Origin of the sequence: Methyloprofundus sedimenti (genome assembly GCF_002072955.1) — a bacterium.
GTDB classification, from domain to species: Bacteria; Pseudomonadota; Gammaproteobacteria; order Methylococcales; family Methylomonadaceae; genus Methyloprofundus; species Methyloprofundus sedimenti.
In genome coordinates this window covers 366,567-391,348 of the sequence record NZ_LPUF01000002.1, presented here as the reverse complement: position 1 = coordinate 391,348, position 24,782 = coordinate 366,567, and the positions used below count along the sequence as shown (strand labels likewise).

Here is a 24,782-nt window from a genome sequence, read left to right as displayed (position 1 = left end):
TAAAGTGTTGACGGTAGGGGAAGTGGATGTATATAGCCGGCTGTTCAACGCTATTGAGTGTTAGGCGGGTTTGGTTTAGCGGATGCTGATTGTTCTCTGGGCGGTTGTTTTTAGACTTTCTGAGGCGCGGCTGAAGCGATTTAGGCCGGACTGGAAAAGAAAAAATAAAAGCTTGACGGAATAAAAAGAACGTTATAATGGTCGGCTCCTTAACGAGAGTTGAGGACGGATCTTCGGGTTCGGTTAGTGTTGGTTTTAAGTGTTTTTTGGATGTACGGGAATGAGCAATCATTCCGGTTTACCGCCGAAAAGACTTGAAAATAAACATTGACAACGAGTTTAGACTCTGTAAAATAGTCTAACTCAGCAGGGCTGATTCATCGCTCTGGGCTCTTTAAAAATATGATCAAAATAATTTGTGTGGGTGCTTGTAGAGATTATTAGCATGATAAAGATAATCGATATAAGAATCTACCGTTACTTTCGAGTAACAAAACGTAAATTCTGACAATCGAACCAAAGATTGGTGACACATCTGATGATGTCACAAAATGATTTAAAATGAAGAGTTTGATCATGGCTCAGATTGAACGCTGGCGGTATGCTTACACATGCCAAGTCGAACGGTAACAGGCTAGCTTGCTAGCGCTGACGAGTGGCGGACGGGTGCGTAACGCGTAGGAATCTGCCTATTAGTGGGGAAACCTGGTGAAAACCAGGCTAATACCGCATACGCCCTACGGGGGAAGCAGGGGATCTTCGGACCTTGCGCTAATAGATGAGCCTGCGTTAGATTAGCTTGTTGGTGAGGTAATGGCTCACCAAGGCGACGATCTATAGCTGGTCTGAGAGGACGATCAGCCACACTGGGACTGAGACACGGCCCGACTCCTACGGGAGGCAGCAGTGGGGAATATTGGACAATGGGCGAAAGCCTGATCCAGCAATACCGCGTGTGTGAAGAAGGCCTGAGGGTTGTAAAGCACTTTCAATTGGAGGAAACAGGCAGGTTAATATCCTGTCTCTTGACATTACCTTTAGAAGAAGCACCGGCTAACTCCGTGCCAGCAGCCGCGGTAATACGGAGGGTGCAAGCGTTAATCGGAATTACTGGGCGTAAAGCGTTCGTAGGCGGTTGGTTAAGTTAGATGTGAAAGCCCCGGGCTTAACCTGGGAACTGCATTTAATACTGGCTAACTAGAGTTTAGGAGAGGGAAGTGGAATTTCAGGTGTAGCAGTGAAATGCGTAGAGATCTGAAGGAACACCAGTGGCGAAGGCGACTTCCTGGACTAAAACTGACGCTGAGGAACGAAAGCGTGGGTAGCAAACGGGATAGATACCCCGGTAGTCCACGCCGTAAACGATGTCAACTAGCCGTTGGGCCTATATACAGGCTTAGTGGCGGAGCTAACGTATTAAGTTGACCGCCTGGGGAGTACGGCCGCAAGGTTAAAACTCAAATGAATTGACGGGGCCCGCACAAGCGGTGGAGCATGTGGTTTAATTCGATGCAACGCGAAGAACCTACCTACCCTTGACATCCAGAGAATCTGTTAGAGATAGTAGAGTGCCTTCGGGAACTCTGAGACAGGTGCTGCATGGCTGTCGTCAGCTCGTGTCGTGAGATGTTGGGTTAAGTCCCGTAACGAGCGCAACCCCCTATCCTAGTTGCTAGCAGGTCATGCTGAGAACTCTAAGAGACTGCCGGTGATAAACCGGAGAAGGTGGGACGACGTCAGTCATCATGGCCCTTATGGGTAGGGCTACACACGTGCTACAATGGTCGGTACAGAGGGCCGCAAACTCGCGAGAGTAAGCTAATCCCAGAAAGCCGATCTTAGTCCGGATTGCAGTCTGCAACTCGACTGCATGAAGTTGGAATCGCTAGTAATCGCGAATCAGAATGTCGCGGTGAATACGTTCCCGGGCCTTGTACACACCGCCCGTCACACCATGGGAGTGGGTGCAAAAGAAGTGGGTAGTCTAACCTTCGGGAGGGCGCTCACCACTTTGTGATTCATGACTGGGGTGAAGTCGTAACAAGGTAGCCCTAGGGGAACCTGGGGCTGGATCACCTCCTACAAAGCATGCAATGCTGTATGAGTATCCACAACAAATTATTTGATCAAAGAAATCGAGACTGACCTTAAAAGCACTAATTGGGTCTGTAGCTCAGTTGGTAGAGCGCACCCCTGATAAGGGTGAGGTCGGTGGTTCGAATCCACCCAGACCACCAATTTTGCGCTATCCTGCGTTAAATAATGCAACATGTACTTTACACGTACATGGTCACATTATGACCTTGTCTGGCACAAAATACTAGTAAGCTATAAAGCGATGAAGAAACGCATTACTTTATAACGGACTAGACTTAAAAGGGACGTAAAAAGCCCACAAACCAGTCATGGGGCCATAGCTCAGCTGGGAGAGCGCCTGCCTTGCACGCAGGAGGTCGGAGTTCGATCCTCCCTGGCTCCACCATCACTCGATAAAACGAATTAGCTAATAATTAATTCTATAAACTTTAAACGCAAGCAGACGGCTTGCGGAGAGAATTTATAGAATTAGTTGATTAAACTAATAAGCTCTTTAACAATTTGGAAATCTGTAAAGTAAACTAAAGAAAGTTTATGGATTATGCGATGTTAACTATTTTAACAATAGAAGACAACACATAAAAAATAAGCGAACTAAAAGTTTCAAACGAGTTTAAGAAATAGACTTTTCACGCAAGTGAAGAGAAAAAGAAATAAATGAGTTCTCAAGCAGAAAAAGCGAAAATGTCAGCTGACATATAATTCAAGCGATCGAAAAGCCTCGCAAGAGGCGTGTAAGACGTATTTGGGTTATATGGTCAAGTGAATAAGCGCATACGGTGGATGCCTAGGCGATAAGAGGCGAAGAAGGACGTTGTAGGATGCGATAAGTCGCGGGGAGTTTTCAAACAAACTTTGATCCGCGAATTTCCGAATGGGGAAACCCAATCTGCATAAGCAGATTATCCTGACCTGAATACATAGGGTCAGAGAAGCGAACCGGGAGAACTGAAACATCTAAGTACCCCGAGGAAAAGAAATCAATTGAGATTCCCTAAGTAGCGGCGAGCGAACGGGGAGTAGCCGAGTCTTTTGCGATAGTGGAACAGACTGGAAAATCTGGCGATACAGGGTGATAGCCCCGTACACGAAATCAAAAAAGAACGTATTAAGTAGGGCGATGCACGTGAAACGTTGTCTGAAGATAGGGGGACCATCCTCTAAGGCTAAATACTACTTATCGACCGATAGTGAACTAGTACCGTGAGGGAAAGGCGAAAAGAACCCCGGAGAGGGGAGTGAAATAGATCCTGAAACCGTATGCGTACAAGCAGTAGGAGCGGACTTGTTCCGTGACTGCGTACCTTTTGTATAATGGGTCAGCGACTTAATCTTAGTGGCAAGCTTAACCGAGAAGGGGAGGCGTAGCGAAAGCGAGTCTTAATAGGGCGTTTAGTCGCTAGGATTAGACCCGAAACCGGGCGATCTATCCATGGCCAGGTTGAAGGTGGGGTAATACCTACTGGAGGACCGAACCGACTTATGTTGAAAAATGAGCGGATGAGCTGTGGATCGGAGTGAAAGGCTAATCAAGCCCGGAGATAGCTGGTTCTCCTCGAAATCTATTTAGGTAGAGCCTCGTGTATAACTGTTGGGGGTAGAGCACTGTTACGGCTAGGGGGTCATCCCGACTTACCAAACCGTTGCAAACTCCGAATACCAACAAGTTCTAGCACGGGAGACACACGGCGGGTGCTAAGGTCCGTCGTGAAAAGGGAAACAGCCCAGACCGTCAGCTAAGGTCCCAAAATCTATGCTCAGTGGGAAACGATGTGAAAAGGCACAGACAGCCAGGAGGTTGGCTTAGAAGCAGCCATCCTTTAAAGAAAGCGTAATAGCTCACTGGTCGAGTCGGTTTGCGCGGAAGATTTACCGGGGCTAAGCATAGTACCGAAGCTACGGATCTTACTTTTAGTAAGGTGGTAGAGGAGCGTTCTGTAAGTCTGTGAAGGTCAATTGAGAAGTTGGCTGGAGATATCAGAAGTGCGAATGCTGACATGAGTAACGATAATGGGGGTGAAAAACCCCCACGCCGAAAGCCCAAGGTTTCCTGCGCAACGTTAATCGACGCAGGGTTAGTCGGCACCTAAGGCGAGGCCGAAAGGCGTAGTCGATGGAAAACAGGTTAATATTCCTGTACTTGTTATAACTGCGATGGGGTGACGGAGAAGGCTAGGTCAGCATACGATTGGTAGAGTATGTTTAAGCAGGTAGGGAGAGCGTTTAGGTAAATCCGGACGCTTATATTCTGAGATGTGATGACGAGCTTTTCCTTGTGAAAGCGAAGTGATTGATGCCATGCTTCCAAGAAAAACCTCTAAGCTTCAGGTTAAAACAAGCCGTACCCCAAACCGACACAGGTGGGTGGGATGAGAATTCTAAGGCGCTTGAGAGAACTCGGCTGAAGGAACTAGGCAAAATTGTACCGTAACTTCGGGAGAAGGTACGCCTTTTGTAGGTGAAGCGACTTGCTCGTGGAGCTGAAGAAGGCAGCATTAAATTGGTGGCTGCGACTGTTTATCAAAAACATAGCACTCTGCAAACACGAAAGTGGACGTATAGGGTGTGACGCCTGCCCGGTGCTGGAAGGTTAATTGATGGGGTTATCTTCGGAGAAGCTCTTGATCGAAGCCCCAGTAAACGGCGGCCGTAACTATAACGGTCCTAAGGTAGCGAAATTCCTTGTCGGGTAAGTTCCGACCTGCACGAATGGCGTAACGATGGCCACACTGTCTCCAGCCGAGACTCAGTGAAATTGAAATTGCGGTGAAGATGCCGTATACCCGCGGCTAGACGGAAAGACCCCGTGCACCTTTACTATAGCTTTACACTGGACTTTGAACCTACTTGTGTAGGATAGGTGGGAGACTATGAAACCATGACGCTAGTTGTGGTGGAGTCAACCTTGAAATACCACCCTGGTATGTTTGAAGTTCTAACCTAGGCCCCTTATCGGGGTTGGGGACAGTGTATGGTGGGTAGTTTGACTGGGGCGGTCTCCTCCCAAAGAGTAACGGAGGAGCACGAAGGTACCCTAATCCTGGTCGGAAATCAGGAGTTTAGTGCAATGGCATAAGGGTGCTTGACTGCGAGACGGACAGGTCGAGCAGGTACGAAAGTAGGTCATAGTGATCCGGTGGTTCTGAATGGAAGGGCCATCGCTCAACGGATAAAAGGTACGCCGGGGATAACAGGCTGATACCGCCCAAGAGTTCATATCGACGGCGGTGTTTGGCACCTCGATGTCGGCTCATCACATCCTGGGGCTGAAGCAGGTCCCAAGGGTATGGCTGTTCGCCATTTAAAGTGGTACGCGAGCTGGGTTCAGAACGTCGTGAGACAGTTCGGTCCCTATCTGCCGTGGGCGTTTGAGATTTGAGGGAAGCTGCTCCTAGTACGAGAGGACCGGAGTGGACGAACCACTGGTGTTCGGGTTGTCATGCCAATGGCATTGCCCGGTAGCTACGTTCGGACAGGATAACCGCTGAAAGCATCTAAGCGGGAAGCCCCTCCCAAGATGAGATCTCACTGGATATTTAATATCCCTGAAGGGCCGTTGAAGACTACAACGTTGATAGGCAAGGTGTGGACGCGCAGTAATGTGTGAAGCTAACTTGTACTAATTGCCCGTGAGGCTTGACCATATAACACCAAATACGTTTGGCTTTATATCAAAAGCAGACAACACGTTTTTACTGTAAGAGAACGACATTTAAACTCAGACAGCACAGATTTCCAATGCTTTAACTGTAAAGTTAAAGGAGAGACGATTGATACTCATACTAAGGAGTAGTCAATTAACACCGATTGCTTGGTGACCATAGCGAGCGTGAACCACCCGATCCCATCTCGAACTCGGAAGTGAAACCGCTTAGTGCCGATGATAGTGTGGATTTATCCATGTGAAAGTAGGGAATTGCCAAGCTCTTAATTCTAAAACCCAAACTCTAAACAGTTTGGGTTTTTTTTTGCCTGCTACTTTGCGGTACAATTAAACCTAAAGCGCTTAGGTATTTAACAACAATAAAGACGGAATATGCATAGCACACTAGTTATCTTAGCAGTGCAGAGACTCTGCACGCCTAAAGTAGAGGTGCCGTCCGCGCTTCCAAATTACAGGTTATTTAAGATTTTTAATGCAAATCGTTCCGAGGTGTAGAGTGTTGGAGCGAGTCAGGTTAAGCTTTTGCCACGTGGTAAATGGCTAACGAGTGTTATATCAATTTTTCCCTAAGCAAAGTTTCCAGTTCATTTCTAAAAATTATTCATGACAGAGATAGCCGATCAACCTAAAGTTCATACCCCCATGATGCAGCAATATTTTCGTATCAAGGCTGATTATCAAGATACTTTGGTGTTTTATCGTATGGGCGATTTCTATGAATTATTTTTTGATGATGCCAAAAAAGCTGCTGAGCTTTTAAGTATTACTTTAACGGCTAGAGGACATTCAGTTGGATCTCCTATTCCCATGTGTGGCTTACCTTATCATGCAGCAGAAGGGTATATCGCTAAACTGATAAAGTTAGGTGAGTCGGTTGCGATATGTGAACAGATAGGTGATCCTGCCACATCAAAAGGACCGGTCGAACGTCGGGTTGTGCGCATTGTCACACCAGGAACAGTGACTGAAGAGGCTTTATTAGAGGAGCGAAAGGATAATTTATTAGTTGCTATTTACTTTGCAAAAGTCTATGGCATTGCCTGTCTTGATTTGACTAGCGGGCGATTTGTATTATTGCAGGTTAACTCTACTGATGAGTTGTTGAGTGAAATCGAGCGCTTAAATCCAGCGGAATTATTATTCAATGAGGATTGGTTATTACCTGCAATAATTAAAGAACGTAAAGGCTTAACCCGGCGTCCATCCTGGCATTTTGAGGAAACCAGTGCCAGGAAGTTAATATTAAAGCAATTTAACACGCATGACCTGAAAGGCTTTGGTTGTGAGCATTTAACCGCGGGTATTTCAGCGGCGGGGTGTTTATTGCAATATGTAAAAGATACTCAGCAAAGCGCATTGCCGCACATACAAGGCATTCGCGTTGAAAGCAGTGATGATAGTATCTTATTAGATGCTTCCAGTCGACGTAATTTAGAACTTGATTATCATCCCTCAGGGCAAATTCAATATACCCTGCTTGGCGTTCTGGATAAAACGGTTACAGCGATGGGTAGTCGTTGCTTGCGTCGTTGGCTTAATCAGCCATTACGTGATCAGGCTATTTTAAATAATCGCTATGATTGTGTAGATGCATTGTTAAGTAATAGTTTATATGAAGATGTACGTGAAAAATTACGCGCTGTAGGAGATATAGAACGGATTAGTTCGCGCATCGCTCTAAAATCAGCACGGCCACGAGATTTGTTGGTATTACGCGATACCTTTGCCGCCTTGCCTGGCTTACAGGGACAAATAGCAGATTCTGAGTGTAGTCAGATTAATGAGTTAGCTACTCGCATCGGTGAGCATCCTGATTTTTTAGCTTTATTGCAACGAGCTATTATCGATAACCCGCCAGTATTGATTCGGGATGGAGGAGTTATTGCACCGGGCTATCGCCAGGAATTGGATGACCTACGTAATCTTAGTCAAAATGCCAATCAATTTCTGTGTGATATGGAAAGTCGTGAAAAGGAAAAAACCGGAATAGCGACCTTAAGAATAAAATATAACCGTGTACATGGCTATTATATTGAAATCCCACGCTCACAATCTGATGATGTACCAGATACGTATATACGCAAACAAACGCTTAAAAATGCAGAGCGATTTTTTACCAGCGAATTAAAAGAATTTGAAGATACTATCTTGAGCGCCAAGGAAAAGTCATTAGCCTTTGAGAAGAAGCTTTACGACGAATTATTGGATGCTATTGCTACGATTCTGATTCCTATACAAGCCTCTGCTCTGGCACTGGCGGAACTGGATGTTTTGGTAAATTTTGCACAGCGGACTAGTAGTTTGAATTTAATCCGTCCCGTATTGCGCAAAGAAAGAGGAATCAGCATAGCAGCAGGGAGACATCTAGTTGTTGAGCAGGTATCGGATATTCCCTTTGTTGTCAATGATCTGGATTTTAATGATGAACGCCATATGCTGATTATTACCGGGCCAAATATGGGGGGGAAATCAACTTATATGCGCCAGGCTGCATTGATTGTCTTGATTGCACATATAGGGTGTTTTGCTCCGGCAAGTAAATTAGAATGCGGGCCAATTGACAAGATTTTCACCCGGATCGGGGCGTCTGATGACTTAACCAGTGGGCGTTCGACTTTTATGGTGGAAATGTCCGAAACAGCGAATATCTTGCATAATGCCACGGCAAATAGTTTGATTTTGATGGATGAAATAGGACGCGGTACCAGTACCTTTGATGGCTTATCACTTGCCTGGGCATGCGCCGATTATCTGGCTAAAGAGATTCATGCTTTTACTTTATTTGCGACGCATTATTTTGAACTGACAAGTTTGCCTGAAGAACAAAGTGTGATTCATAACATCCATTTAGATGCCATGGAGCATGGTGATAAAATTGTTTTTTTACATACGGTAAAAGAGGGCGCTGCAAGTCAAAGTTATGGCTTACAAGTCGCTGCTTTAGCGGGTGTGCCGAAAACGGTTATTGAACAGGCCAAGCTGAAATTAAGACATTTAGAGACATCTGCCTATAAAGAGCAGCAGACAGAGATAGGTAGCACGCAATTAGATTTGTTTGCCATTAATGAGCCGCATCCTGCGATTGAATTGTTGGAAAAACTCGTGCCTGATGAGTTAACGCCTCGTCAGGCACTAGACTTTCTTTACGTTTTAAAGCAAACGCTGTAAGAATTCTTTACTTATTCAGCGTAATGCTGGTTTTTGTCAGGGTAATTCGTCTTTCTTTATAGAGTACGCCAATGGCGTGCTTAAATACTTTTTTACTGACGCCAAAGGCAGCATTAATTTCTTCAGGGGAACTTTTATCTGATAAATCTAAATGCCCGTTATTTTCTTTAAGACGGCTAATAATTTGTTCAGTGACAGGTGCAACATGGGTATGGCCGGTCTTATTCAAGCTTAAATCAACTTTTCTGTCTTCACGGATTTTCTTGATATAGCCGGTCAGTTTTTGCCCTTCTTTAAGGGGTTGGAAAACTTCGTTGTAATATAAAACGCCCCAGAAAGCATCATTTACAACTGCTTTAAAACCTAAATCCGTTTTTTTCGCAATAATAAGCGATACTTTATCGCCTTCTTTTAAATAGCTGACTTCATCAAGAATAAAGTTATTCAGCTCTGTTGATGCAGCAATTCTATGCTGTTCATCCATGAATACTTTAGCAAGGCAATAGTCGCCTACTTCAAGCTCATAATCCTGCTCTGCAAAAGGCACCAATAAATCTTTAGCAACTCCCCAATCTAAGAAAGCACCGGCACGCCCGATGGATATGACTTTTAACCAGGCAACGCCACCCATTTGTACAAAGGGTTTTTTACAAGTTGCCAGTATCTCGGCATCTGATCCGGTATAAATGAATACATTGAGAGTATCACCAATTTTTGCATCTCTAGGGACATGTTTATCAGTAAGCAATATATCGCCATATTCGCCTCCATCAAGGTGTAACTGCATGCCGGTATTAGATTTTATCGTTAGGGTATTAAAGCGACCAATTTCAATCATAGTCTTTGAAGGATATAGAAAAGCTGATTATTAATAGGATGATTATATTGTGTTTACTAACTAATGTAATTAAAAGAGGGACCAGTTAATTAATTATTCTTGTTCAGCTTTCATTCAGGCTTCGCGCGGTAAAGTATAAACAACGGAAAATTACTCCGTTTACTAATGTTACCAGGAGCAAGAAAATGAATAAAATGACAAAATTAAAATCAACTGCATTAATCGCCATAATGCTAATTTTATCACCTACTATGGTAATGGCTGAGAGACATGATCATAGTAATAATCATGTGTCGAATCAGCGTGCATATCAAGCGCGGTATAATAATAACTCACATGATAAGTATGATCGTCACCACAATGAGTACCGTCATTATAATAAACATAATCGGCATGATGAGTACCGTCATTATAATAAACACCATCGCCATTATGATAAGCATGCTTATAAGCATTGGCGCAGAGAGCACCGCCACCACCATCATGATTATCAACCGGCTGGCATCTTATTAGGCATACAGAATGGTAATTTTTCATTCCTTTTGCGTGATTAATGCCTGCATTAAGACGAGGTATATGCATCTTGTGTTGCTGGGTCTAGTTTGATTATCGCTAGTGATGGAAATGAGTTTTGCACCCAAGTAAGACCTCAGTGTAAACTCTAGCGATTGAACAAATCAGGCTGATTTAATGAAAACTTTAATTAAATATTTATGTATTGTCTTTCTATTGATGGTGAGTCGTAATATTTATGCGGCTCCCGTCAATATAAGCCAGCAACAGGCAGCGAGCATTGCTCAGCAAGTTAATGCGGGGCGAGTCTTAGGTGTAAAGCGCAAAGGTGATACTTATCAAGTAAAAATATTGCTTGGCAATGGAGAAGTGAAAATTATTCAAGTGGATGTAAGCAGTGGAAAAATCAAATAAAGGCGGCAATGATGCGCATATTGCTGATTGAGGATGATCCTGATTTACAAACGCATATTAAGCAAAGCCTGGAACAAGAAAGTTATATAGTCGATGCCAGTAGTGATGGTAACGAAGGTTACTTTTTTGCCACTGAGTATCCAATTGATGCAGCGATTGTTGATCTAGGCTTGCCGGGAATGAGCGGCATAGAGATTATTCAAGCTTTACGTGCGCAGGGATCGGTGTTACCTATATTGATATTAACTGCACGAAGTCGCTGGCAGGAAAAAGTTGAAGGACTGGAGGCGGGAGCGGATGATTATTTGGTCAAGCCGTTTCAAATGGAAGAACTCAGAGCAAGACTAAAAGCCTTGTTACGTCGCTCTGCGGGTTCGGCAACTTCAGAGCTAATCTGCCAGGGTCTGAAGTTAGACCCAGCCACAGAACAAGTCTGGTTAAATAATGAGCTACTGGAGGTGACGGCTTTTGAATATCGCCTGCTTGATTATTTAATGCGCCATGCTAATGAAGCTGTTTCTAAAGCGCGTCTCGCGGACTATTTGTATCCGCACGATAATGACCGGGACAGTAATGTGATTGAAGTGCTTATGGGGCGCTTGCGCAAAAAACTGGATCCCAATGGCAGCTTACAACCGATAGAGACTTTGCGTAATCGTGGCTATCGTTTTACGCTTTTCGATCAGTAATAAAATGTCTCTAACTACGCGTATAAACTTAAGTGCAGCTATTGTCTTGCTGAGCTTTATTTGCCTGACAGCTTTTGCGCTAGAGCGGGCTTTTTTCGAAAGCACTGAAAGTGCTTTACGCGACACTATGAGCAGCCAGCTATTTGCACTGATGGCTGCGGCTGAAGTTGAAAATCAGCATGTTATGATGCCTTCAAATGAACTGGATGCCTTATTAGGTCTGCCAGCTTCTGGTATTTATGCAACTATCAGCAATTCAGCTGGAAAAATTTTATGGCAATCCTCCTCATCACTTGGCATTACACTGCCTAAACCTCCTTTGTTAAAGCAAGGTGAGAAAACCTTTAACAAGTCCTATGTTGATGATAATGGATTTTATCTTACGGCATACACCGTTCTGTGGACAACACGGGCAGGTAGCGTCGAGTTGACCTTTAGCGTGATCACCGATTTACGTTCTTTTGATAGACAAATTAATCGCTACCGTACCACCTTATGGGGCTGGCTTATCGCAATGGCGGCCTTGTTATTATGTAGCCAGGCTATTATTTTGCGTTGGGGGCTTGCACCTTTACGTAAGGTAGGCATAGAACTTAATCGTATTGAGACAGGTAAACAGCAGCAGATTGAGGCGCAGTATCCACAAGAGATTGAGCGCCTGACTGACAATATTAACCTACTTTTAGAGCAAGAGAGACAGCAAAAAATACGCTACCGTGATGCGATGGGTAATTTAGCGCATAGCTTAAAAACACCATTGGCTGTTTTGCAGGTGAGTTTACAAACGGATGATCAGCAACAGGATAAGCTTAGCATGCAAGAGCAACTCAATAGAATGGATGCGATTGTAAAATATCAATTGCAATGGGCGGTCACAGCAGGAGATACCATTCTTGGTGCATCGGTAAATCTATTGTCTACTATTAACCGTTTGCTGAATTCATTACAAAAGGTCTATGCAGGTAAAGCAATCGCTGTGCAAGTTAACGTAGATAGCCGCTTGAACTTTAGAGGCGATGAAGGTGATCTGATGGAAGTGCTGGGCAATCTGCTAGAGAATGCCTTTAAATGGTCGAATCAACATATAGTCATAAAGGCTGAGCAAACCACACATCACTTGTTGATAAGTATTGATGATGACGGAGTAGGGATTAATCCGGAAAAAGTAGAGGCACTATTGCAACGTGGTGTGCGCGCAGACCAGGCAACTGCTGGACATGGCATTGGGCTTTCTATTGTGAAGAATATTGTACAAGCCTACGGTGGTCAATTAACACTATCAAAAAGTCATTTAGGTGGCGTCAGGGTGTGCATTAGTTTTTAGAGACAGGGTGATGTTATTGCGTGTGTTAACTCGAACTTGATAGGATGAAAAATTTTCTGGCAGTAAAATATCTATTGAACGTTTTAAGAAGGCCTAAATAAATATTTGGTCAAAGTCTGAATTAATTTGATACAACAGTATTTGAGACGTATGTTTTTTTGTATAAATGAAGAGGTCTATTGTTAGGCTCGCCTAGAGATTCGTGTAACGACATCTGGCTGCCGGAGCGGTAACCATGAATACACAAGCATAATGGAGGTAACATGAATATTCTATATGATTTAAAAAATCCGACAAAAACTTATAAGCTTCCAAAAAAGTATATGGAAATATCGGGTATATGCCCATTACAAGACAATGATTCTTTGGCCTTTGTACAAGACGAGGCAATCCGAGTTTACCAGTTTGATTTAACCTCAACAGAAATCACGGCGTATGCGAAACACGGACCCGGGGATTCGGAAGATATCGTAATTCTCGGAAACACCGCATATATAATGCATGCGGGAAAGCGGCCAGCAATTTACAAAATAATAGGCTATAACAGCGGCTCATCGCAGTGTGAATGTTACGATCTGAATCTGGATAAGGACTATGATCCGGAAGGATTATGCCATGATGCCAAAGGGAATCGTCTGCTCATCGCCTGTAAGGGTTCTCCAGTTAAAGGTGACAAGTTACGAAAAATATTTTCTTTTGACATCCAGACCATGACGAGAGCATATTCGCCGGTGTTTACCATAGATAGTCGGGAGTTTTTAGAGAGAACTGGAGATACATTTAATCCTTCCGGAATTGCAATTCATCCTCAATCCAACGATATTTATTTAGTCGGAACAAAAGAGGTGAAAATGCTCGTTTGCTATGGATTGAACGGCGTATTCAAAGGAGCATGGAAACTGGATAAAGATAAGTTTAACCAGCCAGAAGGAATAGCTTTTAAGGAATCTGGTGAGTTAATTATTACCAGTGAAGGCAAAAAAAGTAAGAAGGGCAAGAAAGGAAAAAAAGCAAGAGTATTCATGTTTTCCATTTAAAATAACAAATTCATGGGAAAACCATGGTGTCAGCCAACTTGATTTTAACATTAGGAAGGGGGAGGAAAGTAAACTTTTGCTTTCAGGCTAGCGTAACCCTTGATTTTACCTTAACCTTCTCCCTTATGAACATCTTCAATCCATTTTTCAATTGAGATAATACCACCTTCTTTTTCAGGGCGACCTTTATCTTTAGATGGCAAAACATCCTGCATCAGATCAACTCGTTTCCAGCCAGCCAGTGGTGTTTTTTCCTTTTGACCGGGAACGTAATGCGATAACTCTTTCAGTTCATATTTATGAATATAACGCGGACAATTTATCCACATTTTTGATAACTTAACACGAACTACCATTTCAGCCTCAACAAATTCAGACATTAATGAGTCATCTTTTGAGACAGTGGCTTCACCATGAAAACGAATACGATGTGGTGTTTCAAAATCGATAAATAAAATTCCGACTTTTGTTGTTTTCTGAATGTTACCTATGGAATAAAACATACCATTACCATCATAAGATGGGAAAGCAATGGTTGTCTTATCAACAACTTTTACAAAACCTGGTGCACCCCCTTTATAAGACACAGTAGGTTGTCCACTCTGATCAACCGATGAAAGAAAAAACATGGGACGGCTTTCAATAAAAGCTTGTTCTTCTTCGCCGATTTCTTTCTGGACAATGATCTCTTCCAAACGATCTGCTAATTTACGTGTTTCAAATGTATCCTGTAGGGAACGATGCGTATCACCATATATATCACTCATTATTCTATCCTCGTAGATTAAAGTAATCTGTGAATGTTAGCATGCCTAATTTAGACATGCTAACTGGTATCTTATGGGACACTCACGGGGCATTTTAAACTACTGCAATTCTAGCGGTAGTTTCTGCATTAAATTCAAATATTAGCTAGCGAATTATTTCGGCAACCTTATTGTGTTAATGGTGATGGCAAGAAAAGGGGTAGTTTTAGTTCGCCATTAGATGTACTAGTTCAACCACTCGGGCATAGTCTGATTGGCCGATGTCAGCCAACTACGGTCATTCAAGATTACAATCTAGGTGCTGTAGCTGAAGCTAGTTTTTAAAAAAACTGTCTCCATTATCACTTGGGTAAGATACCTTGCCAAAAAAAAATGGTATAAGGTAGAGTTAAATAAGAAAAACTGAAAAACTTAATTTAAGCTGTCCTTTTTCTTAAAGTTGTTGTGTAACTCACCTTTCATACTCTAGCTTACTGTATTCAAGGGGTTAGCCAACTTGATTTGACCCCTTGATCGTAAGCGTCAATTAAACCACACATTCTAAACCCCTATAAAAAAGGGCACACTAATACCTCCATTTAACTTCAGAGGTATTTATGAGCCCATCTCAAAATAAAGCGGCTATGCAAGAGCATATACCACAATGGCAAGCCAGTCGTTTAACTCAGGCTGAGTATTGCAAGGTCCATGATATCAAGCCGCATATCTTCAGTTATTACAAAAAGAAATTCGGTTCGGCCAGCTCGTCAGTGCAACAAACCAGCCAACTGGTTCCGGTAAAATTTGTTGCCGAAGACAATTTAAGTGGCCCAAGGCTATCGTCGGTTATCAAAGTCACTCATACCAATGGCTTTAGCCTGGAAATACAGGCCAATACGGAACTCAGTATTTTAAAACCGTTATTGGAGTTGGTGAGGTCCATCTCATGATAAACGGTCTTGCTGTTAATCAGGTGTATCTGGCGACAGGTGTTACGGATATGCGTAAGTCCATTAATGGCTTGTCGCTGATCGTTTCAGAGCAGTTGGGCCATGATCCCTTTACCGGGAGTGTTTTTGTCTTTTGTAATCGCTCTCGCGATAAACTAAAACTACTCTATTGGGAATGTAATGGCTTCTGGCTTTATTATCGCCGCCTGGATAAGGGGACGTTCCAGTGGCCAAGCGAATTGAACGAGCAGGCTGTGTCACTAACCTCACGTGAATTACACTGGTTACTGGATGGTTTATCCTATCACCAAGTGCAAGCGCACACGGCTGTTTCTGGTCTAAAAAACAACTGATCAAGCGACTCTATTCTGCATAAAAAGAATCAATAAAACAGCAAGTTAAACCTTATTTATCAGCCTTTTAGTGGTATAATAAGAAACTTCTCATTATCCACGGGAAAATATTAAAAAGTTGCTTTACAATATATTCTATGAACTCGCCTAAACCTGAATTACCAGAGATAAACAAAGAAGATCGCACACCGCTAGTCGATGTGTTATTGGAAATGCTTGCCTGGCAACAAAAGCAGATTGATGAGTTAGCACAAGAGATACTCAAGCTTAAAGGCGAAACCACAAAGCCTAAAATCAAACCGAGTACAATGGATAAGGAGGGTGCCCCAGGAAGTGATGACTCCTCATCAAAAAGGAAAAAAGGCCCAAGGCGCAGTAAAAAAGGCAACCTCAAAATAGATGAAACCCAAATTATTCAGCCGGATGAAATCCCAGAGGGTTCACGCTTTAAAGGGCCCGAATTCATATAATAACTGCAACACCTCTTTAAAGGGTTAGATGGTATAGTTTCCGTCGACTAAAACCTGAAACTAAAAAGAGGTGCTCAATGAACACGTTTAACCATCTAACCCAAGAGGAAAGATTTTACATTTATACGCAACTAAAACAAGGCGTTTCTAAGAATCAAATAGCCATCACATTGGGGCGTCATAAATCGACTATTGGACGTGAAATTACGCGTAATACAGGTCAGTGTGGTTATCGTTACAAGCAAGCTGAGAGAATAGCTAAACAACGCCATATTGATAAGCCCAAAAACATCAAGATGACGGCTGAGTTACAACAGATAATAACGCCTTTAATCAAAGAGAAATGGAGCCCTGACTGTATTTCAGGACGCTTAAAACAACAAGGTAAGGACTCCGTCAGTCATGAGACTATTTACCGTTATATTTTAGCTAACAAAGCAGCCGGTGGCGATTTGTATACTTATTTGAGGCATCAAGCCAAACCTTATCGTAAGCGATATGGAAAAAATGATTATCGCGGAACGATACCCAGCCGTGTTGATATTGATGAGCGACCACAAGTGGTTGATGATAAAACGCGTTTAGGTGATTGGGAAGCAGATACTGTTATCGGTAAAGGACATAAAGGCGTATTGGTGACGCTGACTGAACGGGTCTCAAAGCTCAACTTCGCCATCTCAATTGAGCGTAAAGAATCTGAATTAACGAAAGAGGCGATTATCAATGCTCTTGAGCCTTTTAAACGTTGGGTTCACACGATTACCTTTGATAATGGACGTGAGTTTTGTGGGCATGAAGCCATTGCAAAAACACTTGACTGCGGCACTTATTTTGCCAAACCGTATCATTCGTGGCAACGAGGTTTAAATGAAAACCACAATGGCTTATTAAGGCAATACTTCCCTAAAAAAGAACCTTTGGATAAGGTAACTCAAGATGAGGTTGATAGTGCCATTACAGCACTTAATCATCGTCCAAGAAAAGGGTTAAATTACAGAACTCCATGGGAAGTATTTTGCCAAATAACGGGGGTTGATATAAATAAATCACAGGGTGTTGCATTAATTGCTTGAATTCGCGGGGTATCAGGATCGTGTTATTCAGGATATTACCTTTCAAACTCATAACATTCGTTATCGTTTAGCAGAATATATAACGCCAGAGGGTCTTACGATTTTAGGTCAGCTTCCCGAAGACATTCAGGGAGGTAGCTTTGGTAAAAGCCTTATTGCCTTTATTCTCTATCAATACCATCACCAACATGTCACACAGCCATTACTACTGGAACAAATTCGTGATTTAGGCGTCGATATTTCGAGCGGTAAGCTCAGTTATATACTAACAGAAGATCTGGACGACTTTCATGCCGAAAAAGATGAATTACTGAAGACGGGATTATCCGTTTCTAAATATATTCATACAGATGATACTGGCGCACGGCATAAAGGGCAAAATGGCTATTGCACACATATTGGCAATGATTTTTTTGCCTGGTTCAGTAGTACAGAAAGTAAAAGCAGAATCAATTTTTTAAACTGTCTATCACAAGGCAAAACAACGCTTTATACATTGAACACAGGTGCCATTGAATACATGGCACAAAATAAGCTGTCTGTTGTAATCTTGGCGACACTGGAAAATATCAGTGTCTGCATTAACACGGCACCTGACTGGTGCGAATGGCTGGATCAGCAAGGCATCGTTAAACCTCGGCACAGAAAAATAGTCACGGAAGGTGCTTTGATGGGAGGGCTGCTAGACCAAGGCATTTCCTCTGACTTTTCAATTATCAGTGATGATGCAGGGCAGTTTAACGTCTTTGATCATGCCTTGTGCTGGATCCATGCCGAACGAGTGATTAATCGCCTGATTCCTTTAAATGACAGCCATACCAAGGCAGTAGATGACGCACGCGACCAGCTTTGGTCGATTTACCATGACCTGAAAGCTTATAAACTTAATCCTGTTACCGAACAGGCGAGCAGTATCAGGCAGCGCTTTCAAATCCTATGCAGTACCAAAACCTGTTACGAAACGCTTAACCAGGCCCTCGGGCGAATGGGGAAAAATCAACATGAACTCCTCCGTGTACTCGACAAACTCTACCTCCCACTTCATAACAATTTAAGCGAACGGGATATAAGGGATTACGTCAAGAAACGAAAAATCAGCGGGAGTACACGAAGTGATGCAGGGCGGAAAGCCCGTGATACTTTTGCCAGTCTCAAGAAGACCTGCCGAAAGCACGGCATGTCATTTTGGGGTTATTTAAAAAGTCGCTTACTGAAGTTAGAAGGGATTCCTCCGTTATCGGAAGTCATTCGTGCGGCCGCTGCCAGTGGATAATGAGAAGTTACTATAATAATCACCATGAACTCACTTCCTGAGACACTGCCAGATGAGACGAATGCACTGCAAAAAATGGTGCTGGACTATCAGTCGACAGTAGATCAATTACAGGAAAAACTGACGTGGTATGAGGAGCAGTTTCGTTTGTTTCAACACCAGCGCTTTGGAGCATCCAGTGAAAAGTGTCCTGACCAAATGGAGTTGTTTAATGAAGCGGAATCGATTCTTGACGCCTTAAAGCAAGAGGAGACTGATCTTGAAGAAACGGTTAGCTATCAACGCAAAAAGCCAGGTCGTAAACCGCTCTCCAGACATCTCCCGCGAGAAGTCGTTCGCTATGAATTACCTGAAGCAGAACGTGTGTGTGACTGTGGTCATGCCTTGCATGAGGCTGGCGAAGACACGTCAGAGCAGTTAGAAATCATTCCTGCTCAAATCAAGCTGATTGAGCATGTGCAGGTAAAGTATGCCTGTCGTGCCTGCGAAAATGGCATTATTAATGCGCCTAAACCGGCACAGCCCATTCCACGCAGTTTTGCTTCGGCCAGCTTACTAGCCTACATTATTGTAGCCAAGTTTATGGATAGCTTGCCACTCTATCGCCAGGAAACGATTTTCAAGCGCTTAAGTATCGACCTTTCGCGTGCAACGTTATCAATCTGGGTATTGAAGTCCGCTGAATTGCTTGCCCCCTTTTATGATCGACTGCATGAATTACTGATCCTGCAGAAAATTCTCCAGGCTGACGAAACAACTTTGAATGTTATTCAGGATGGACGAGAGACGAAATCAAAATCCTATATGTGGCTCTATCAAAGTGGTGGTCATGAAGCTGAATGCCCAATTGTTTTGTATGAGTATCAGGCAACCCGGGCGGGTGCACATGCGGCGAGCTTTTTACAGGGCTTTTCAGGCCACTTGCAAGTGGATGGCTATGCCGGCTATCACGCCCTTGCATCAGATGACTGTCTCCTCGTCGGTTGTATGGCGCATGCGCGTCGTAAATTCGATGAAGCACTGAAAGCACTTCCCAAAGCGAGCCGCAAAAATAAAATGGGCATGGCTCAAACGGCATTACGCAAGTTCACTCGTCTTTATGCGTTTGAAAAACAATTTAAAGATCTGACAATAGAGCAGCGTTATTTGTTACGTCAGGAAAAAAGTAAACCTTTGCTGGATGACTTAAAGCAGTGGTGCGATGACCATGTTACCAGGACAGCAAAAGACAGCACGATAGGTAAAGCCATTCGTTACACCCTTAACCAGTGGAGTAGCCTGATTCGCTATATTGATGACGGAAATATACACATTGATAATAATGCAGCTGAACGTCGTATCAAACCGTTTGTGATTGGGCGTAAAAACTGGTTGTTTAATCAAACACCTCGTGGAGCAAATGCCAGTGCACTGCTATACAGCCTGGTGCAAACAGCGGTTGCCAATAATCTGGAGCCTTTTGATTATCTGAAGTATTTACTTACTGAGCTACCCAAGCTTGGTAGGCATTATGAACCAGAGGCGTTAGATCAGTTTCTACCCTGGAACTTGATTGAAAAAGTTAAGCCTTTAAAGTAAGTGGAGTAGCTTGTCTAGGTGGTAAGAATCGACGGTTACCCTTGATCAAGTTAACAGGTTAATACCCCTAAAAATCAATTACTAAATATAGTATAGAGGTTACCGCATGACTACCCTTACTGTTCATAATCTTGATGATGCTATGGAAAAGCAATTACAAATCAAAGCTAAACAACATAATTGTTCCACAGAAGAAGAGGTTTACCGCATTCTTAAGAAAGCGCTCTTTCCGATGGATAAACAAAAAAACTTAGGTAGCCGTTTGCATGAACAAATTATGGAAATAACCGATGGCATAGAGTTAGAATTACCAACTCGTTCACTCCCTCGAAACGCATCTGATTTTGAAAATATCAAATGATATTATTAGACACTAATATCATTTCAGAATTGATGCGACCAAAACCAAATTCGGCAGTTATTGAATGGCTAGATGAACAGTTTAGCCATGAACTATTTCTTCCAGCTATCGTTAAAGCCGAAATTGATATGGGAATTGCTATTTTAGATAATGGCAAACGCAAACAAGCTTTATTTCAAGTAGCTGAACTGATTTTTACGAGCCTTACAAATCGTTGTTTACCTACCCTTTGATGGCGAAACCGCAAGCCATTATGCAAAATTATTGCCTTTACAACAGAACAAGGCCGCCCAATGAGTGTTGAAGATACTCAAATTGCAGCGATTGCAGTACAAAATTCTGCATTGCTGGCTACGCGCAATACCTCTGACTTTGATTTTTTGGAAGATTTAAACCTAGTGAACCCGTGGCTATACACAACAAATTAAGAAATACGGAAAATTTCTTTTTAATGAGTCCCGAATTCATATAATAACTGTAACACCCCTGAAAAGGGAAGGTTAATCGTTATCAATGTCCAGACCAAAAATAAGCTACTCGCTGTTGTATTTAAGCGGGACTAAACCTAAACGAGTCATCTTTTGGTTCAGCCCCTGAATGGTTTTAAACGTCTGCTAAGTTACCTTTACTTTCCAGCCAGAATTTACGGTCTTGTGAGCGTTTTTTTGCCAGCAATAAATCCATTTTTTCATTGGTATCATCACCCTCTTCAATAGTAAGTTGTACTAAACGGCGGGTGTCAGGATTCATGGTTGTAACGCGCAACTGAGCAGGATTCATTTCACCTAAACCTTTAAAACGCTGTACATTAATCTTGCCTTTCAGTTTTTCAGACTTTATACGGTCTATAACTCCCAGGCGCTCATGTTCGTCCAAGGCGTAAAATATTTGTTTACCTACATCAATACGGTATAAGGGCGGCATAGCGACAAAAACATGGCCTGCCTGCACCAGTTTAGGAAAATGTTTAAAGAATAAGGCACAAATCAAAGTGGCGATATGTAACCCGTCAGAATCGGCATCTGCGAGTATGCAAATTTTGCCATAACGTAAGCCGTTTAAATCCTTTGAGTCGGGTTCAATGCCTAATGCCACAGCAATATCATGGACTTCATTTGAAGCCATAACTTGAGCTGAATCTACTTCCCAGGTATTTAAAATTTTACCGCGCAAGGGCATTATTGCCTGAAATTCACGCTCCCTGGCTTGTTTGGCTGATCCACCTGCAGAATCTCCTTCAACCAGAAATAATTCACTGCGATTGATATCCTGTGAGGCGCAATCAGCAAGCTTTCCTGGCAATTGCGGGCCTGCGGAAATTTTTTTACGAATCGTTTTTTTGCTGGATTTTAACCGCTTTTGAGCACTTAATATTATGACTTCAGCGATTTTTTCGCCAGCGGCAGGATGTTGATTAAGCCATAAGCTAAAACCATCTTTGGCAACCCCGGAGATAAACGCAACGCATTCACGAGAGCTTAAACGCTCCTTGGTTTGACCTGAAAATTGCGGGTCTTCGAGTTTTACCGACAGAATATAATGACACAGTTCCCATACATCCTCGGGCGTAATTTTAACACCACGGGGCAATAAGTTTCGAATCTCGCAGAATTCGCGCATGGCTTCGGTTAAGCCCGCGCGTAAGCCATTGACATGCGTTCCTCCCTGAGGGGTAGGAACCAGATTGACATAGCTTTCAGTGACATTTTCTGGCAAAGATTCTGTGGTCCAGACGATGCCCCATTCAACGGCTTCGTGTTCGGCAGCTAGGTTACCCATAAAGGGTTCATTCGGGTAAAACTCGATATTACCGACTCTATCCAGTAAATATTCTTCCAGGCCATTTTGGTAATACCATTCCCATGATTCAGCGGTTTGTTCAACCGATAAACTGATCTTTAAGCCCGGACAAAGCACCGCTTTCGCTCTTAAGACATGCTTAAGCTTGATAACAGAAATTTTATTAGAATCAAAATAGCTGGCATCAGGTAAAAAATGTACCATCGTCCCTGTATTAAGCTTGCCAACACTGACACCTGTTTCATGTAATTCGGTTTGTTTCTCCCCATTTGCAAATTGCATTTGGTAAACCTTACCATTACGTTTTATTTCTATGTCTAGTTGTTTCGATAAAGCATTAACGACAGAAACACCTACGCCATGTAAACCGCCAGAAAATTGATAGTTTTTATTGGAAAATTTTCCGCCGGCATGGAGTTGAGTCAAAATAACTTCTACGCCGGGCATATTTTGCTGGGGGTGCATGTCGACTGGCATGCCGCGACCATTATCTTGTACTTTAATACTGCCGTCTTTAAATAAAACAACTTCTATGCTTGATGCGTGACCTGCTACCGCTTCATCGACACTATTATCAACGACTTCCTGAACCAGGTGATTAGGGCGGGTGGTATCGGTATACATACCTGGGCGTTTGCGCACAGGGTCTAAGCCACTTAAAACTTCAATAGCTGCTGCGTTATAGGTATTACTCATTTTCTAGTTAATTACTCGGATGTTTTTCATATATAATAAGTCGATTAATCTATCCTATCATTAAATTATTTTTATCGACATGCCTAGAAAGAAAAGCGCCACCTTATTTGAAGATTCTCTCAAAGGATTAGAAGAGATTGTTGAGCAATTAGAGCAGGGTGATATTTCTTTGGAAGAGTCTTTAAAGTCATTTGAACAGGGTGTCAATTTAACCCGTACTTGCCAAAAAGCCTTGCAGGAAGCCGAGCAAAAAGTGCAAATCTTATTAGAAAAAAACGGTCAACAAACATTGGAGTCATTTAACGATGAGTAACGCCTTGAAAGAATATTTAGTTTCTAGCCAGGAACGAGTAGAAAAAGCTTTGGATTTGCGTTTGCCTGCAAATACAATTTTGCCTAAAAGACTTCATGATGCAATGCGTTACAGTACTTTAGACGGCGGCAAAAGAATGCGCCCCATGTTGACTTATAGTGCAGGTAAGGCATTAGGACTTGCACCTGACATATTAGATGGTCCAGCCTGTGCAGTAGAGATGATTCATGTTTATTCACTTATTCATGATGATTTACCTGCAATGGATAATGATGATTTGCGTCGAGGTAAAGCGACTTCACATATAGCCTTTGATGAAGCAACTGCAATATTAGCCGGAGATGCTTTGCAAACTCTGGCGTTTCAGATTCTGGCGCTTGACAGCAGCATGAATGCAAGTGCCGAGTCACGCATACAAATGGTGAGTGCATTGGCCAAAGCGAGCGGTTCTTTAGGAATGGTAGGCGGGCAGGCAATTGATCTGGAATCAGTAGGGAAAAAGCTGACGTTGCCTGAATTGGAAAACATGCATATACATAAAACAGGTGCGCTTATTCGCGTGAGTGTGCAGTTAGCGACTTTATCCAGGCCTGATCTGGATCCAGCCACGGCCAATAAATTAGATCATTATGCTAAATGTATCGGGCTGTCTTTTCAGGTTAAAGATGATATTTTAGATGAAGAAAGTGATACTGCTACGCTAGGTAAAACACAAGGTAAAGATCAGGATAATGATAAGCCTACTTATCCGGCCTTATTAGGATTAGCCGGTGCAAAGCAAAAAGCACAGGATCTGCATGAACAAGCAGTTGAAAGTCTGTCGGGATTCGGTGCAGAGGCTGATTTATTGCGTGACTTATCGCTGTATATTATTCAGCGCGATCATTAGTCGTTGTGTATTTTTTCCAGTTTTTACTGGATATTTTTTAATTACTTATAGTGAGTTAGACGAGTTATGCCAGATATTATTGTTGAACACAATCCGAGTGAAGAGCGTCTTAAAGAATTAGGCGTTTCAGATTGGGAAATTTGGGATTGTCCTGTTTCTGAGTTTAGACTGGATTTTGATGAAACAGAAAAAGCCTACATTCTTGAAGGTGAGATTGTTGTCACCCCGGACGATAAAGAGCCTGTTACTATCGTTCCAGGGGATTATGTTATTTTCCCGGTTGGGTTAAGCAGTATGTGGGCAGTCACTAAAACACTGCGTAAGCATTACAGCTACGATTAAATAAAAAAGGGGCATTTTAAATGCCCCTTTTTTATGAGTTGTTGACTATGCTTTGCTGGCGTTACTAATCCTCTCTTTCTTTCTGAAAATTCTGGCAGCGTAGCCTAAGCGAAGTATAGATATACGGCCGGGTGTTATCTCGGAGCGCCTTTTTGCGTAGAGAAAATAAAAGGATTTTCGATATCGCGTCAAGC

General features: G+C 42.8%; 22 protein-coding genes, 2 tRNA genes and 3 rRNA genes. 22 read left to right on the top strand and 5 right to left on the bottom strand.

All coding sequences use genetic code 11. The annotated features are described in order from the left end of the window. A partial coding sequence (locus tag AU255_RS20895; protein ID WP_233144692.1) for a hypothetical protein occupies positions 1-292 on the bottom strand: 292 nt, incomplete at its 3' end. 266 nt (positions 293-558) lie between these two features. Here AU255_RS20895 and AU255_RS14765 point away from each other — a divergent pair. The 6 genes from AU255_RS14765 to mutS all read left to right on the top strand — a co-directional run bounded on the left by AU255_RS14765 (position 559) and on the right by mutS (position 8,929). After that, positions 559-2,083 (top strand): 16S ribosomal RNA (locus AU255_RS14765). A gap of 79 nt (positions 2,084-2,162) precedes the next feature. Next, positions 2,163-2,237 (top strand) — tRNA-Ile (locus AU255_RS14760). A 170-nt stretch (positions 2,238-2,407) separates the two neighbouring features. Further along, positions 2,408-2,482: transfer RNA gene (locus AU255_RS14755), tRNA-Ala, on the top strand. 371 nt (positions 2,483-2,853) lie between these two features. Next, positions 2,854-5,741, top strand: a 23S ribosomal RNA gene (locus AU255_RS14750). Between the two features lie 166 nt (positions 5,742-5,907). After that, positions 5,908-6,022, top strand: a 5S ribosomal RNA gene (rrf, locus tag AU255_RS14745). Together the 16S, 23S and 5S rRNA genes with 2 tRNA genes alongside form the textbook arrangement of a ribosomal RNA operon. Positions 6,023-6,364: 342 nt before the next feature. Next, a complete protein-coding gene (gene mutS, locus AU255_RS14740; RefSeq protein WP_233144691.1) occupies positions 6,365-8,929 on the top strand; it encodes a DNA mismatch repair protein MutS in 2,565 nt (854 codons plus the stop codon). A gap of 7 nt (positions 8,930-8,936) precedes the next feature. Here mutS and AU255_RS14735 read toward each other — a convergent pair whose 3' ends face one another. Beyond that, positions 8,937-9,767, bottom strand: coding sequence for a CvfB family protein (locus AU255_RS14735; protein ID WP_080523687.1), 831 nt, complete (start codon positions 9,765-9,767; stop codon positions 8,937-8,939). A gap of 249 nt (positions 9,768-10,016) precedes the next feature. Continuing rightward, positions 10,017-10,349, bottom strand: a complete 333-nt coding sequence (locus tag AU255_RS19855) for a hypothetical protein (RefSeq protein WP_143735981.1) — start codon at positions 10,347-10,349, stop codon at positions 10,017-10,019. Between the two features lie 108 nt (positions 10,350-10,457). Between AU255_RS19855 and AU255_RS14725 the strand changes: the two genes are divergently transcribed. The 4 genes from AU255_RS14725 to AU255_RS14710 all read left to right on the top strand — a co-directional run bounded on the left by AU255_RS14725 (position 10,458) and on the right by AU255_RS14710 (position 13,744). Continuing rightward, positions 10,458-10,694, top strand: coding sequence for a hypothetical protein (locus AU255_RS14725; protein ID WP_080523685.1), 237 nt, complete (start codon positions 10,458-10,460; stop codon positions 10,692-10,694). Positions 10,695-10,702: 8 nt separating this feature from the next. Beyond that, positions 10,703-11,383 carry a response regulator transcription factor gene (locus tag AU255_RS14720; RefSeq protein WP_332889062.1) on the top strand — a complete coding sequence of 227 codons (681 nt, stop codon included), beginning with the start codon at positions 10,703-10,705 and terminating at the stop codon, positions 11,381-11,383. A 4-nt stretch (positions 11,384-11,387) separates the two neighbouring features. Then, a complete protein-coding gene (locus tag AU255_RS14715) occupies positions 11,388-12,707 on the top strand; it encodes an ATP-binding protein (RefSeq protein WP_080523683.1) in 1,320 nt (439 codons plus the stop codon). Positions 12,708-12,970: 263 nt separating this feature from the next. Next, on the top strand, positions 12,971-13,744 hold the full coding sequence (locus AU255_RS14710; protein WP_080523682.1) for an SdiA-regulated domain-containing protein: 774 nt from the start codon (positions 12,971-12,973) through the stop codon (positions 13,742-13,744). Positions 13,745-13,854: 110 nt separating this feature from the next. Here AU255_RS14710 and AU255_RS14705 read toward each other — a convergent pair whose 3' ends face one another. Next, on the bottom strand, positions 13,855-14,511 hold the full coding sequence (locus AU255_RS14705; protein ID WP_080523681.1) for a pyridoxamine 5'-phosphate oxidase family protein: 657 nt from the start codon (positions 14,509-14,511) through the stop codon (positions 13,855-13,857). 596 nt (positions 14,512-15,107) lie between these two features. Here AU255_RS14705 and tnpA point away from each other — a divergent pair. The 9 genes from tnpA to AU255_RS21140 all read left to right on the top strand — a co-directional run bounded on the left by tnpA (position 15,108) and on the right by AU255_RS21140 (position 20,976). Then, positions 15,108-15,440, top strand: coding sequence for an IS66 family insertion sequence element accessory protein TnpA (gene tnpA / locus AU255_RS14700; protein WP_080522315.1), 333 nt, complete (start codon positions 15,108-15,110; stop codon positions 15,438-15,440). Next, positions 15,437-15,793 (top strand): IS66 family insertion sequence element accessory protein TnpB, encoded by a 357-nt coding sequence (gene tnpB, locus AU255_RS14695; RefSeq protein WP_080521668.1) that lies wholly within the window; start codon positions 15,437-15,439, stop codon positions 15,791-15,793. The genes tnpA and tnpB overlap by 4 nt, the downstream gene beginning before the upstream one ends. 137 nt (positions 15,794-15,930) lie before the next feature. Further along, positions 15,931-16,263 carry a hypothetical protein gene (locus AU255_RS14690; protein WP_080523680.1) on the top strand — a complete coding sequence of 111 codons (333 nt, stop codon included), beginning with the start codon at positions 15,931-15,933 and terminating at the stop codon, positions 16,261-16,263. A gap of 77 nt (positions 16,264-16,340) precedes the next feature. After that, on the top strand, positions 16,341-17,336 hold the full coding sequence (locus AU255_RS14685) for an IS30 family transposase (RefSeq protein WP_143735847.1): 996 nt from the start codon (positions 16,341-16,343) through the stop codon (positions 17,334-17,336). After that, the gene (locus AU255_RS14680; RefSeq protein WP_080523679.1) at positions 17,329-18,609 is read left to right on the top strand and encodes an IS66 family transposase; all 1,281 of its coding nucleotides are present in this window, start codon (positions 17,329-17,331) and stop codon (positions 18,607-18,609) included. The genes AU255_RS14685 and AU255_RS14680 overlap by 8 nt, the downstream gene beginning before the upstream one ends. Positions 18,610-18,633: 24 nt before the next feature. Further along, positions 18,634-20,187 carry an IS66 family transposase gene (gene tnpC, locus AU255_RS14675; RefSeq protein ID WP_080523678.1) on the top strand — a complete coding sequence of 518 codons (1,554 nt, stop codon included), beginning with the start codon at positions 18,634-18,636 and terminating at the stop codon, positions 20,185-20,187. Positions 20,188-20,293: 106 nt separating this feature from the next. Then, complete coding sequence (locus AU255_RS14670; RefSeq protein WP_080523677.1) at positions 20,294-20,548, top strand: FitA-like ribbon-helix-helix domain-containing protein; 255 nt, start codon at positions 20,294-20,296, stop codon at positions 20,546-20,548. Continuing rightward, positions 20,545-20,781 carry a PIN domain-containing protein gene (locus AU255_RS20450; protein WP_198942647.1) on the top strand — a complete coding sequence of 79 codons (237 nt, stop codon included), beginning with the start codon at positions 20,545-20,547 and terminating at the stop codon, positions 20,779-20,781. The genes AU255_RS14670 and AU255_RS20450 overlap by 4 nt, the downstream gene beginning before the upstream one ends. A gap of 60 nt (positions 20,782-20,841) precedes the next feature. After that, entirely contained in the window at positions 20,842-20,976 is a 135-nt protein-coding gene (locus tag AU255_RS21140) for a PIN domain-containing protein (RefSeq protein ID WP_269844812.1), read from the top strand. Positions 20,977-21,151: 175 nt separating this feature from the next. Here AU255_RS21140 and parE read toward each other — a convergent pair whose 3' ends face one another. Continuing rightward, complete coding sequence (gene parE, locus AU255_RS14660) at positions 21,152-23,044, bottom strand: DNA topoisomerase IV subunit B (protein WP_080523676.1); 1,893 nt, start codon at positions 23,042-23,044, stop codon at positions 21,152-21,154. A 79-nt stretch (positions 23,045-23,123) separates the two neighbouring features. Here parE and AU255_RS14655 point away from each other — a divergent pair, with 79 nt between their 5' ends. The 3 genes from AU255_RS14655 (at position 23,124) to AU255_RS14645 (ending at position 24,588) form a co-directional block, all read left to right on the top strand. Further along, positions 23,124-23,357 (top strand): exodeoxyribonuclease VII small subunit, encoded by a 234-nt coding sequence (locus AU255_RS14655; RefSeq protein WP_080523675.1) that lies wholly within the window; start codon positions 23,124-23,126, stop codon positions 23,355-23,357. Further along, the gene (gene ispA, locus AU255_RS14650) at positions 23,350-24,246 is read left to right on the top strand and encodes a (2E,6E)-farnesyl diphosphate synthase (protein WP_080523674.1); all 897 of its coding nucleotides are present in this window, start codon (positions 23,350-23,352) and stop codon (positions 24,244-24,246) included. The genes AU255_RS14655 and ispA overlap by 8 nt, the downstream gene beginning before the upstream one ends. A 66-nt stretch (positions 24,247-24,312) precedes the next feature. Continuing rightward, positions 24,313-24,588, top strand: a complete 276-nt coding sequence (locus AU255_RS14645; protein WP_080523673.1) for a cupin domain-containing protein — start codon at positions 24,313-24,315, stop codon at positions 24,586-24,588. The last annotated feature ends 194 nt before the right edge of the window (positions 24,589-24,782 follow it).